We start from the raw sequence: 12,582 nt of genomic DNA, 5'->3' as shown, positions 1-12,582 counted from the left end.
CCGGTCCCAGCGACTCCCCGGCTCGGCGCAGCCGGGAGCGCTGGCTTCAGCCGGCTTGGACGGTCGTGCGAACCACCACAAAAGCCGCCTTCCACCACAACGCCCCCCTGGGAGCGCGCGGCCACCGGCCCGCTTGGACAGCCCTGCGAACCCAGGGTGAAAGCAGCTTTCCACCCCAAGCCATCAGCCGTAAGGATTGCTTCGGGCGGAATGAATTCCGCGTTCCCAGTGAGGGCGATGCCGACATTGTTGATATGGCGGGAGGCGGGGATGGCTTCGTGCCGGTCCCAGCGACTCCCCGGCTCGGCGCAGCCGGGAGCGCTGGCTTCAGCCGGCTTGGACGGTCGTGCGAACCACCGACAAAAGCCGCCTGCCACCACGACGCCCCCCTGGGAGCGCGCGGCCACCGGCCCGCTTGGACAGCACTGCGAACCCAGGGTGAAAGCCACTTTCCACCAAACACTTCCGGAGAAAATCACACCCCGCACTGAGATCATAAATTGTTCATCCGAACAATTCCATTGCCTCCACTCCCCATCCCCGCGAATCTCCCCCCATGGACCCGCACCGCGGCCGGGGAGCGCAGGAAAATCCCGCCAATCGCTTCGAGGCACTCTCCTTCGAGACCGATGACGACGCGTGGATCGATGACGACCCGCGCCCGCTCCGCACCACCTTCCTCCGCGATGACTCCCAGAGCATCCTGAACCGGAATACCGCCGACGACCTCTCCTTCGACTTCAGCGTGAATCCGTATCGCGGCTGCGAGCACGGCTGCTCCTACTGCTACGCCCGCACCTACCACGAGTACCTCGGCTTCTCCGCCGGGCTGGAATTCGAGTCGAAGATCGTCGTGAAAGCCGACGCCCCCGCCCTGCTCGAGCGCGAACTCGCCCGCCGCAAAACCTCCCCCGGGAAGATCGCCATGAGCGGCGTCACCGACTGCTACCAGCCCGTCGAGCGGAAGCTCCAGATCACCCGACGCTGCCTCGAGGTCCTCGCCCGCTTTCGCCAGCCCGTCGCCCTCATCACGAAGAACGCGCTCGTCGCCCGCGACATCGACCACCTCGCCGAGCTCGCCCGCCACCGCGCCGTCTGCGTTTACCTCTCCATCACCACGCTCGATCCCGCGCTCGCCCGCATCCTCGAGCCCCGCGCCTCCACCCCCCGCGCCCGGCTCGCCGCCATGCGCGCCCTCGCCGACGCAGGCATCCCCGTCGGCCCCAGCGCCGCCCCCATGATCCCCGGACTGAATGACCACGAGCTGCCCGCCATCCTCGCCGCCGCAAAGGACGCCGGAGCCACCTTCGCCGCCTACTCCATGGTCCGCCTCCCCGGTGCCGTCGCCGGCATCTTCGAGAGCTGGCTCGCGCGGCACTTCCCCGACAGGAAGGAAAAGATCCTCAACCGCATCCGTGCCGCCCAGGGCGGCGGGCTAAATAGCACCGTCCCCGGCACCCGCATGCGCGGCAGCGGCCAGGCCGCCGGCCAGCTCCGCGCCCTCCACCACGCCACCTGCCGCCGCCTCGGCCTCGCCACCCGCCCCCCCGACCTCAGCGACCAGTCCTTCCGCAAGGTCCTCCCCGGCCAAGGCGAACTCTTCTAACGAAAGCCACCGCACCCGGAGCGGAGCACCCCCTTGGGACCGCGTGCCACCGGCGCGCTTCGACGGTAGGCGAACCCACCACAAAAGCCCGCACCACCACCACTGGGAACGCGGAATTCATTCCGCCCGAAGCCACCTCCAGCTGCTACTAGACTCGCAGTACATCCCCGCCAAACCGATCACTTGCCCGGTCCGTTCGACCTCCGCCTCCCCGATAACCACCCTTTCAAGGGCCAAAGGCCCGGCCATCCCTCAGCCCCGGGCATCGCCCGGGGTAATAGACGGACACAGGTCGGCGGCCTGAAGGGCCGCAATACGGGGCAGGCCGGCCGATCAAAAAACGCCACCCGCCACCCGCACGGCAACGCCTTCACACATGGCCCTGGCTTCACGGCCTTCCGGCAAGACCCGCCAAAAACGTATCGCGACCCTTCAGGCCTCCATCATCTCCGCGTCCATACCCGGGCCGATGGCCCGGGCTGAGGAATGGCCGGGCCCTTGGCCCTGAAAAACGCCCCGCCATCCGCCATCCGCCATCCGCCATCCGCCATCCGCCATCCGCCATCCGCCATCTGACCTCCGACCTCCGACCTCCGACCTCCGACCTCCGACCTCCGACCTCCGACCTCCGACCTCTGACCTCTGACCTCTGACCTCTGACCTCTGACCTCTGACCTCCGACCTCCGACCTCCGACCTCCGACCTCCGCGATGCCACATAGGTGACTCACCTATGCTTATCATTTCCGCTGGATCTCCCCGGCAGATAAGTATTAGCCTGAATGATCCCATCCCGATGAAATGAAACTCCTGGGGATCATCGCTAGGCACGACACGCTCAAGTTCACCCTGGCCGGGCTGCTTGGCGGGGCCGTCGCCTACGGGCTCATGCTCCTCTCCTCCGCCGTCCCTTGGTTCGCGCTGCCCGTCGCCGTCACCATGGGCGTGCTCTCCTCGCTGGCCGATGACGATGTCGTCGAGTCCGCCTTCAAGGCCATCCTCGGCGGGGCCGGTGGAGGCTTCTTCTTCTGGATCCTGCCAAAGGTCATGGAAGGGCACCCGCCCCTCTGGCTCGCCATTCTTGCCGGCTCCGCGCTCGGCTTCCTCGTCGGCATCGTCATCGGGTCCATCCTCGGCGCCGCCTGCCGCCTCGCCACTGGCGATCTCTTCGACGAAGACCCCGACACCAGCACCGGCGCCCCCGAAGACGGCTGAATCCACAACCGCGCCGAAGGCGGAGCGCTGGCTTTAGCCGGCGAGTCCATCCATCCCGACCACTGTGTTTTTCAACCACGGATGGACACTCATGCACACAGATGGAGAAGGGATGAAGAAACTGGGAAGACGGACCTTGCCGAACAACGTTCACTGGCCAAAGCCAGCCCTCCGACCTCCGACCTCGATCCTCCATCCTCCTGCCTTCCGAAGGGCCAAAGGCCCGGTCATCCCTCAGCCCCGGGCATCGCCCGGGGTTGGCGGATCGACACAGACCGGCGGCCTGAAGGGCCGCGATAGGATGCAGGCTGGTGGCTCGAAAAACGCCGCCCGTGACCCGAACGGCACGCCTTCACGCATGGCCATCGATTCGTGCCTTCCGGTGAGACCCGCCGAAACGTATCGCGGCCCTTTAGGTCGCCGATCGGGCGGTGCCGCATACCCGGGCCTTTGGCCCCGGCTGAGGGATGGCCGGGCCTTTGGCCCTAAAAACCAGCGATGGGTGGAATGGAACGACCGCATCCACCAAGCACCCCCTCTTTCCCGCACACGCCATCAAAAAACTGCGGCCGTCCCGGTTCCCCCGGAACGACCGCTGCATTCCCCGCAGCCTCATATAGACTTAGAGACCACAGGAAAAATCTGTTAGATGGATCGGGAAGATCGCGACAGCCTTCGCGGCTGGCTGCATCTCCCCTTCATCCATCAATCCTTGATCGCCTTCTCGATCTCCTCGCGGGTTTGGCCCGTGCGCTTCTGGATGCGACCGAGGAGTTCGTCCTCCTTGCCCTCGATGTATTCGAGATCGTCATCGGTCAGGTTTGCCCACTTCTGCTTGAGCTTGCCCTTCGCGATGTTCCAGTTGCCTTTGAGTTGCAGGGTATTCATTTGGTCAATGAGTTTGGTTGGTTTGATGAAGCAGCGCCGACCGCGGGGCGGGCAGTGCAGTTCATGCATCCCTCTATATCTCGACCCGTGCCAAGCCTCCTCACCCCGGCCGACCACCACGGCCAAATGTCGATAAACCTTACGGGGAAGCGGGCCGAAGCGTGATGTCCTCTCGTGCAAGCGACTTGTCCCACCTTTTGCAGGCTTGCAGGAATCCATCACTGCGAGTGCGACATGCATGCATGCACCTCCCAAGCCGCCGCAAGCGGAGCGCTGGCTTTAGCCGGCGAGTGTGGTGTCGTCCGGACCGGTGGATTTTTTCAACCACAGATCGACGCAGAGGAACACAGATGAAGAAGAGATCGATGCGGAAGGAGGATGGGGTAGGCGTGGGTGATGGATAATGGGTGAGCTCTGAGGCATTGACCAGCTCGTTGGCCACACTCGCCGGCTAAAGCCAGCGCTCCGTCTGCGGCACCATCCGACTCGTTCTGCCCTCCGCCCTCCGCCCTCCGCCCTCCGCCCTCCGATCTCCGATCTCTGCCCTCCGCCTTCCCAGGGCCAAAGGCCCGGCCATCCCTCAACCCCGGGCATCGCCCGGGGTAATGAACCGGCACAGACCGGCGGCCTGAAGGGCCGCGATACGTGGCAGGCCGCTCGATCAAACAAGCACCGCCCGCACCCGCACGGGAACGCCTTCACACATGGCCATTGCCTCGTCGTCTTCCTTCCTGTCGAGACCCGCCGAAACGTATCGCGGCCCTTCAGGCCGCCAACATTCCCCTGTCCGCACCCGGGCCGATGGCCCGGGCTGAGGAATGGCCGGGCCCTTGGCCCTGAAAACCCCGATCACCCCGTCCCGCCATCACATCCATCCCTTACCCGCTTCGTCCACCTCCCATCTCCCATCTCCCATCTCCCACCTCTTCACCCAACCACCCAACCACCCAACCACCCAATTACCCAATTACCCAATTACCCAATTACCCAATTACCCAATCACCTCCTCCCTCACCATCCCTTCTTCATCTGTGTCCATCTGCGTCGATCTGTGGTTGAAAAAATCCCCCTGGTCCCGGGCACAGCACACTCGCCGGCTAAAGCCAGCGCTCCGCCTCCGGCACCATCCGACTTCCGACTTCCGACTTCCGACTTCCGACCCCTCCCCCACGTGGTTGCTTGCGCGCGGGCCTTTCCTGCCTAGGCTGCGGGTGGGTCCTGCCATGCGCCGCAATCGAATCCTGATCCAGACCGCCCTCTTGCTCGCCCTGATCTGGGGAGGGGTGGTGGCACTGCGCGTCTATGCCGGATCGCGGCAGGTCACGGCGGAGAAAGTGAATGCAGAGATCGAGGCCGCGGCCTTCGAGGACTGGTCCGGACGCGAGGGCGGCATGGACCCGGCGCGCGAGGAAAAGCTCCGCGAGATCGCGGGGTTGGTGAACCGCCTGGACTTCGCCGAACGCGAGAAGACGCGCGACGACCGCTCCACCGAGGGCTTCTTCCGCAAGATGAGCCCGCCGGAGAAGAAGCTCTTCATCGACCTCACCGTGCGCGAGTCCATGGGCAAGTTCATGGAGGCGCTCGACGCGCTGCCGCCGGAAAAGCGGAAGGAATTCGTGGAGCAAGGACTGCGCGAGGTGCAGAGCGGAAAGACCGAGGAGGAAATGGCGCGCGCACGCGAACTCGGCGACGACCTGCTGGAGACCATCGCGGGCGAGGGCATGCGCGCGTATTTCGAGAAGGCGAGCGCGGACACGAAGCTCGACCTGGCACCGCTGATGGAGTCGATGAACGAACTCATGCAGGGCCTGCGCGGCCAGGAATTCGGACCCGGGACACGTTGACCTGAGATGAAATGAGATGAAAACCCACTCCACACCGCGGCGCGCTGGCACCGGCTTCACGATCACCGAGGTGCTCGTGGTCATCGCCATCCTCGCGGTGCTGGTCGCGATCGCCGTGCCGCTCGGTCGATCCGCGGTGGCGAGGTCGCACAGCGCGGCGTGCATTTCAAATCTCCGCCAGATCGGCGTGGGCCTCGAGGCCTACCTGCAGGATCACACGCAAAGGATGCCCGAGATCGAGGCCGGGCGGAAGGGCAAGAACGAGGACAAGCCGGTGCTGGAAACGGAGCTGGCGAGCTACCTGACGAATCCGGAAGTCTTCCACTGTCCGGCGGACCACGAGTGCTATGAAAAATCCGGCTGCAGCTACATCTGGAATTCCAGCCAGAGCGGTCGGCATCGCTTGCAGCTCGTCTTCTTCGGCAAGGAAGGCGACGACCCGCGCATCCCCCTCATCTCGGACAAGGAGGACTGGCACCCCGGCGACTCCGGCGTGAATTTCCTCTACGCCGACCTCTCCGCATCGAGCAAAGTCGAATTTGGCACCGGCCAGTAACCGGATGCCGGAGACGGAGCGCTGGCTTTAGCCGGCGAGTCCATCGAGCGAGCCCGCCTGCACCCACGAGCTCACCCAATACCACCGAAGCTCACGCACTCCCCCAAGCTTTCCGCATCGCCCCCACGCCTTCCCCTTCCAACACACCGCAGCCCACCTCCTTTCCCCCACCCCCGAACCACACTCGCCGGCTAAAGCCACCACTCCGCTTCACTCCCATCATCCCCGCCATTCCCATCCCTTCTTCATCTGTGTCCATCAGCGTCCATCTGCGGTTGAAAAAATCCCTCAGTCCAAGCAACCGGACACTCGCCAGCTAAAGCCACCACTCCGCCTCCAGCTCCTGCTGACCTCCGACCTCCGACCTCCGACCTCCGACCTCCGTCCCCCCATGCTCCGCGTTAACGGTCTCTTCAAATCCTTCGGCGGGAAGCCGGCGTTGCACGATGTCTCCTTCGAGGTGAAGCGCGGGGAGATCCACGGGCTGCTCGGGCACAATGGCGCGGGGAAAAGCACCACGCTCGGCATCATCCTCGGCATGGTCGAGCCGGACCGCGGGCGGGCCCACATCGGCGGCGTCTGCGTGCAGGAGGACCACGCGGGTGCCTTGAGGCAAGTCGGCGCCATCTTCGAGAGCCCGGCATTCTACGACTACCTCAGCGGCTGGGAAAACCTGCGCATCCTCGCGGGATTCTCCGGACGCTTCGATGAAAAAGCAGCGCGCGACGTGGTCGAGCGCGTCGGCCTCACCAAGCGCATCCGGTCGAAGGTCGGCAGCTATTCCCACGGCATGCGCCAGCGGCTCGCGCTCGCGCAGGCACTCCTGCCGGAGCCGCAGGTGCTTCTGTTAGACGAGCCCACCGACGGCCTCGACCCGGAGGGCATCAAGTGGTTCCGCGACTTCATCCTCGGCCTGCGCCGCGAGCGCGGGATGACGGTGCTCTTCAATTCCCACCTGCTCGCGGAGGTCGAGCAGATGTGCGACCGCGTCACCATCCTGAAGGAAGGCCGCCTCATCCACGCCGGCTCGCTGGAGGATCTGCGCGGCGAGGCCCCCGTCTATGAGGTCAGCCTGGAGCCCTGGCATGAGGCCAGGACCTTCCTGGAGCTGAATGGCGCGCAGGTCATCTCTCCCGGGCGCATCGCCCTGCCGCCGGATGCGGACCCCGCGGTCATCGTCGCCGCGCTGGTCGGCTGCGGCATCCGCGTCTCCGCCTTCTCCCCCGTGCGCCGCTCGCTGGAGGATCTCTACCTGGAAATCTCCGCGAACCCCACCGCCGCAGCCACCGCATGAACTTCCTCCACCAGCTCCGCGGCGAGCTCGCCAAGCTCTTCGGCAGGCCGCGCACCTATCTCGGCTACGGCGTCTTCCTCGCGATGGAGGCCATCATCCTCGCCGTCTTCAAGCTCGAGGGCAGCCAGCGCACCATGCGCACGCTCATCGAGAGGAATGGCTTCGGCTTCGATGATTACTACAGCTCGCTGACGGTGACCTACTGGGTCATGGGCTTCAGTATGTTCCTGCTCGGCTCCATCTACTTCGCGCTGGTCGCCGGGGACATCGTGGCAAAGGAGGCGGAGGACGGAAACCTGCGGCTCGTCCTTTCCCGCCCCGTCTCGCGGCTGCGCATCCTGCTGCTGAAGTATGCGGCGGTCTCCATCTACACGGTCACCTTCGTCTTCTTCGTCGGCATCACCGGCTACGCCATGTCCGTCGCGGCGCTGGGCGTGGATGGCGGGCTCTTCGTGTGGAATCAGAAGATGAAGGTCTTCGCCGTCTTCCCCACCTGGGGCGAGGGCATCGCCCGCATCGGCCTCTCCGCCGCGGGCATCGGCATCAGCATGATCACGCTGTCGTCCATCGCCTTCATGTTCTCGTGCTTCAGGATGAAGCCCGCCGCGGCCACCATCATGGCGCTCAGCATCCTCTTCGTGGATCTGGTGCTGCAGGAGTTCCCCTTCTTCAAGCCCTACGAGCAGTACTTCATCACCTGGCGGATGAGCTCGTGGGTCTACCTGCTGGAAAACGTCATCTCATGGCCGAAGCTCGCGGGCAGCTACGTCTTCCTCTTCGGCCTGAATGCCACGCTCTTCCTCATCGGCTACACCGCCTTCCGCCTGCGGGATTTCAAGACGTGAAGTGAATCAAGGTGGCGTCGGGGCAGCGGACCTTTGAGCGTGGCGGGGCGTTTATTTCACCGCGAAATAACGCCAAAAGACGCGAAATCTGAAAGGCAGGAAGAGCAGAGCCCTGATCTAACAGATTTTGAGTGATCTCGCGCTTTCCGCGGTTCCTTCTCCTTCGCCGAAGCACCCCGAAAACCGCGCCCGACAGGTCAGCCCTGAGGAGGGTCGACGTACCGTCGACCCGTTGTGAACGGAACGCCCACGCTCCACATCCGACTGGCGTGCCGCCACCAGCCCACCCGTGGCTGGGGCATCCTGCCCCAGTCCGTTGCAGGGGCGTCCCGCCCCTTGCCCCGCTACCCTTCGCCGATTCTGTTAGAGCACTTGCTTCGAACCACAGCCGCTCCACATGCATCAGGGAAAAGAAGATCGAATCGCGAATCGCGGGGAAGGACCAACCGCACAAGATCTGTTAGATAGCTTTGCGCGAGGAGTGTGAACGTCCCGTCCACACCATGTCGACGGAACGTCGACACTCCTCAGGCCGCCCAGCGGGGCGCGGCTTTCCGGTGATTCGGGCTTCTTTGAGGACGCACGCAAAACGCCGATGGACTCGGCATCTGTTAGGCGGGGATTCTTCTCTTCCTGCCTTTCAAATTTCGCGCCCTTTCGCGTTATTTCGCGGTGAAATAAAAGCCCCGATCCCTTCGGAAGGCCGACCCCATCGATCTCCCATAAGCGCGCACACAACCTCACGCCAAGCTCTCTAACAGATCTCACACACCCAGCCTTTCCACGCGGCTCACCCTTCCTTCCAAAGCACCCGCCCAAAGCGAGCCCCCGGCAAGATCACCGGCATGGATCATTCCTCCCTTTGAAAAAAGTCAGCGGGCGATCGGCTTTGATGGTCACCGAGGGTCGCCGTCCTCAGATACCGCCGATCGCCCGCAGAGAGGAAGATCCGTGCCCGGCTGGTTCCTCAACCGGACGAGCACAGTTTGCATGAAGCCCCCCCCTCCGGTATCCCACGATCACGTAGGGACGAACGGTGCTTCCCACCGGGGCCTCGCGGGCCGAAACTCGACGCCATGCGCGACGACACGCGACGCTGGATCGAGGCCGACAAGAAGCACTGCTGGCACCCCTTCACCCCGCAGGATGCATGGGTGGCGGGCGAGCCGCTGGTGCTCGTGCGCGGCCAGGGCGCATGGCTGTGGGACTCGGAGGGCCGCCGGTATCTCGACGGGAATTCTTCGATCTGGACGAATATCCACGGACACCATCACCCCGCGCTGGATGCAGCGATCACGCGGCAACTCGACGAGGTGGCGCACACGTCCTACCTCGGCTTTGCGAATCCGCGGGCGAGCGAGCTGGCGGAGCGGCTGTGCGCGCTCTTCCCCGCCGGGACGCTGGAGCGCGTGTTCTTCTCCGACGATGGATCGACGGCCATCGAGTGCGCGATGAAGATGGCCATCCAGTATCGCCAGCAGACGGGCGAGCCGGAGCGCACCGGCTTCATCGCCTTCGACCAGGCGTATCATGGCGATACCATGGGCGCGGCGTCGCTCGGCGGGGTCTCGCGTTTCCATGAGCGCTTCCGCGGGCATGGCGTGCCGGTCACCTTTGTCTCCGGGATGGAGGCGCTGCGCCAACTGCCGGCAGAGGCGGTGCGCGGCACGGCCGCCGTGGTCATCGAGCCGCTCATCCAGGGCGTGAATGAGATGACCCCGTGGCCCGCAGGCATGCTGCGCGAGCTGCGCGCGTGGTGCGACGCGCATGGCGTGCACCTCATCCTCGACGAGGTGATGACCGGCTTTGGCAGGACGGGGAAGATGTTCGCCTGCCAGCACGAGGAGGTCACGCCGGACTTCCTCTGCGTGGCGAAGGGCCTCACCGGTGGCTACATGCCGATGGCGGCCACCTTCACCTCGGCCGCCGTCTATGATGCCTTCCGCGGCGCGGACGAGCGGGCTTTCTACTATGGACATAGTTACACGGCGAATCCGCTCGGGTGCGCCGTCGCGCTGGCCAGCCTCGATGTCTTCGAAAGTGAGAAAACCCTCCACCACCTGCAGCCGAAGATCGCACTGATGGGCGAACTCCTCGCGGAGCTGGAAGCGACGCATCCCCGGGTCCGCGCGGTGCGGCAATGCGGCTTCGTCGCCGGGATCGAGGTCGAGGGCGTCACGGGTGCCGCGGTCTGCCTGGCCGCGCGCCAGCACGGCCTGCTCACCCGCCCGATCCGGAATACCATCGTGCTCATGCCGCCGCTCTGCACCACGGAGGAAGAACTGCGGCTGGCCGTCCACGCGCTCGACCTGGCAGCACGGGAGTAGTCCCGGGATTGGCTGCGGGCCTTTATCGCAAGTCGGTGGCATCCTTCGTGATCGGCTCGCCTCATCCGACCGCGTAGCGGTCAAGGACGGTAGCCGCGGGCTTCAGCCCGCGGGATAGGCGAGGCGCACAGGGTGTCGCAGAGCGACACAGGAACCCGACGGACGTGCGAACTCCACCGAGGATAGCGCCGCGCACTGGCGAATCCTGTGTCGCCACGCGACACCATTCCGCGCCGCGTGCATACCGTGGGCTGAAGCCCACGGCTACCGTCCTTGGTCGCTACGCGACCTCAATGCCGGTCCTTCTCGGGTTGCTACGCGACTTTGATGCCGACCCTCCTAGGTCGCTATTCGCCCCCCCGATGCCGATCTATGGAGATCCTTATCATGGTCACTTCCTAGCACCGGAAATCCCCTCCGGCGTATCTTCCGGAAAAATCCGCTTGATCTCCTACCGGTTAGTAGGAATGATCTGCCGCGTTGGAAGACGACCGCCCACCTTGTGCGAGGCGACGGGATAAAGAGGATGACCGAATTGGAGGAGTCCTTGCAGTGCGACCATCGAATTTGAACTTCGGTCAACTCAAGTGAACGCTCATCGGCACTACTCCCCGGCGATCCGCTCGTCCCGCTCCGGCGGGCCAGGCGGGTGCTGCTGTCGTAGTTGTCGCCGCTTCTGCTGTTGATGCCCTTTTGCGGGTTTCCCGGTGCGTGTGCCGCCCGGTCGTGCCCGCGATTCCCCGGCAGGCAGATGGCGTTCGCCGGTTCCTTGTTCCGATTCCTTGCCCGGGGTGGACCTGCCTCCCCGCATTCGATTCCATCCCACTCGATTTCAAATCTCACCTTTTTTCCTATCATGTTGTCTCTCATTCACGATGGCGCGGCGCTGTCTCGCGTCGCCGAGCTGGACCCGGCCTTCCCGGAGCTCTGGACGCGCGGCCAGATCGTCTACTTCACCATCGACTACCCACCCCTCGGCGATGATGTCGATGAGGCGGTGCTGGTCAGCTCCTCCGGCTCGCTGTGGCTGGTGGAGGTGATGGTCTCGGGCCCGGCCCGCGATCCCTCCTCACGCGCCGGTGCAGGCGTCATCGTCCGCATCCTGAAAAAACTGGAAGCGACGCAGGAGCTGCTCGACCGGGTGAAGGACTCGCCGACCGCGAATATCGCGCGCTTTCCCTCCGTGCTCCGTGATCGCGAGCATGAACGCGAGCTCGATCACAGCGCGGCCGGTGCCGCCTGATCTGCCCGCGTCTTCTATCTAACACCAACTTCCCGATGCTCTACATCATCCACGACGAACGGGTGCAGTGCGCCGTGATGGACCCGTGTCCCATCGACCCGGCCTCATGGGATCGCGGGACCATCCTGCGCTTCGATACGCTCGTCTTCCCGCTGCCCGACTCCATCGAGCACACGCTGCTCACCAGCATGAGCGGCGTGGTGTGGCACCTGGAAATCCTGGGCCGCACGCGGAAGCGCGGCACCGGGGACCCGGACACACGCATCGCCGCGAAGGTCCTGCGACGCCTCCAGGCGGACGAGGACATGCTGGTGATGATCCGCGACTTCTGCCGGGCTCTCCCGCTGGCGGCACCGGTTCACGCTGCGCATGCCCCACATGCCGCACAGGCCACCGCACACGCGGCGTGAAGGCGGATGGGTCAGCCTTTTCACCGCACTCACCTCCCGTGCGCGCGTATCTTCCGGATCTCCGCCAGGTGCGGGCGCTCGTGGCGGTGGTGGATGAAGGCAGCTTCTCCATGGCGGCGCGCAGGCTGCAGGTCACTCAGTCCGCGGTGAGTCATTCGCTGCGGGATCTGGAGCAGTCATACGATTGCAAGCTGCTGTCGCGCGGTGCCCGCACGTCCATCCCCACCGAGGAGGGGAGGATCATGGCGGAGCGTGGCCGCCGCGCCTTCCAGGAGCTGAGAAGCCGTCTGAAAATTAACTGAAGTTGAGCAATTGGGCTGTACAGAGCCGCACGACCATTGGAGAATCCTCCGAT

The 12,582-nt window shown here is 64.7% G+C and carries 11 protein-coding genes; 10 read left to right on the top strand and 1 reads right to left on the bottom strand.

What is annotated here, in order from left to right:
• Positions 1-556 precede the first annotated feature (556 nt).
• The gene (locus OKA04_RS24190; protein WP_264503812.1) at positions 557-1,606 is read left to right on the top strand and encodes a PA0069 family radical SAM protein; all 1,050 of its coding nucleotides are present in this window, start codon (positions 557-559) and stop codon (positions 1,604-1,606) included.
• Positions 1,607-2,406: 800 nt separating this feature from the next.
• Complete coding sequence (locus tag OKA04_RS24185; RefSeq protein ID WP_264503811.1) at positions 2,407-2,820, top strand: hypothetical protein; 414 nt, start codon at positions 2,407-2,409, stop codon at positions 2,818-2,820.
• Positions 2,821-3,525: 705 nt separating this feature from the next.
• On the opposite strand, the gene OKA04_RS24180 is transcribed toward OKA04_RS24185, so the two are convergent.
• Positions 3,526-3,708: a CsbD family protein gene (locus tag OKA04_RS24180; RefSeq protein ID WP_264503810.1), complete on the bottom strand. Its 183-nt coding sequence runs from the start codon at positions 3,706-3,708 to the stop codon at positions 3,526-3,528.
• 1,223 nt (positions 3,709-4,931) lie between these two features.
• Between OKA04_RS24180 and OKA04_RS24175 the strand changes: the two genes are divergently transcribed.
• The 8 genes from OKA04_RS24175 to OKA04_RS24140 all read left to right on the top strand — a co-directional run bounded on the left by OKA04_RS24175 (position 4,932) and on the right by OKA04_RS24140 (position 12,529).
• On the top strand, positions 4,932-5,552 hold the full coding sequence (locus OKA04_RS24175; RefSeq protein ID WP_264503809.1) for a hypothetical protein: 621 nt from the start codon (positions 4,932-4,934) through the stop codon (positions 5,550-5,552).
• A gap of 16 nt (positions 5,553-5,568) precedes the next feature.
• Positions 5,569-6,108: a type II secretion system protein gene (locus OKA04_RS24170; protein WP_264503808.1), complete on the top strand. Its 540-nt coding sequence runs from the start codon at positions 5,569-5,571 to the stop codon at positions 6,106-6,108.
• A gap of 391 nt (positions 6,109-6,499) precedes the next feature.
• Positions 6,500-7,402, top strand: coding sequence for an ABC transporter ATP-binding protein (locus tag OKA04_RS24165; RefSeq protein ID WP_264503807.1), 903 nt, complete (start codon positions 6,500-6,502; stop codon positions 7,400-7,402).
• Entirely contained in the window at positions 7,399-8,247 is an 849-nt protein-coding gene (locus OKA04_RS24160) for an ABC transporter permease (protein ID WP_264503806.1), read from the top strand. Before OKA04_RS24165 ends, OKA04_RS24160 begins: the two co-directional genes overlap by 4 nt.
• 1,076 nt (positions 8,248-9,323) lie before the next feature.
• Positions 9,324-10,574, top strand: coding sequence for an adenosylmethionine--8-amino-7-oxononanoate transaminase (gene bioA / locus OKA04_RS24155; RefSeq protein ID WP_264503805.1), 1,251 nt, complete (start codon positions 9,324-9,326; stop codon positions 10,572-10,574).
• Between the two features lie 856 nt (positions 10,575-11,430).
• On the top strand, positions 11,431-11,817 hold the full coding sequence (locus tag OKA04_RS24150) for a hypothetical protein (protein ID WP_264503804.1): 387 nt from the start codon (positions 11,431-11,433) through the stop codon (positions 11,815-11,817).
• Positions 11,818-11,852: 35 nt separating this feature from the next.
• Positions 11,853-12,227: a hypothetical protein gene (locus tag OKA04_RS24145; RefSeq protein WP_264503803.1), complete on the top strand. Its 375-nt coding sequence runs from the start codon at positions 11,853-11,855 to the stop codon at positions 12,225-12,227.
• A 38-nt stretch (positions 12,228-12,265) separates the two neighbouring features.
• Entirely contained in the window at positions 12,266-12,529 is a 264-nt protein-coding gene (locus tag OKA04_RS24140; protein ID WP_264503802.1) for a LysR family transcriptional regulator, read from the top strand.
• The last annotated feature ends 53 nt before the right edge of the window (positions 12,530-12,582 follow it).

Source organism: Luteolibacter flavescens (genome assembly GCF_025950085.1).
In the GTDB taxonomy this organism is placed as follows: Bacteria; Verrucomicrobiota; Verrucomicrobiia; order Verrucomicrobiales; family Akkermansiaceae; genus Haloferula; species Haloferula flavescens.
This window is presented reverse-complemented; position numbering and strand designations above follow the sequence as displayed.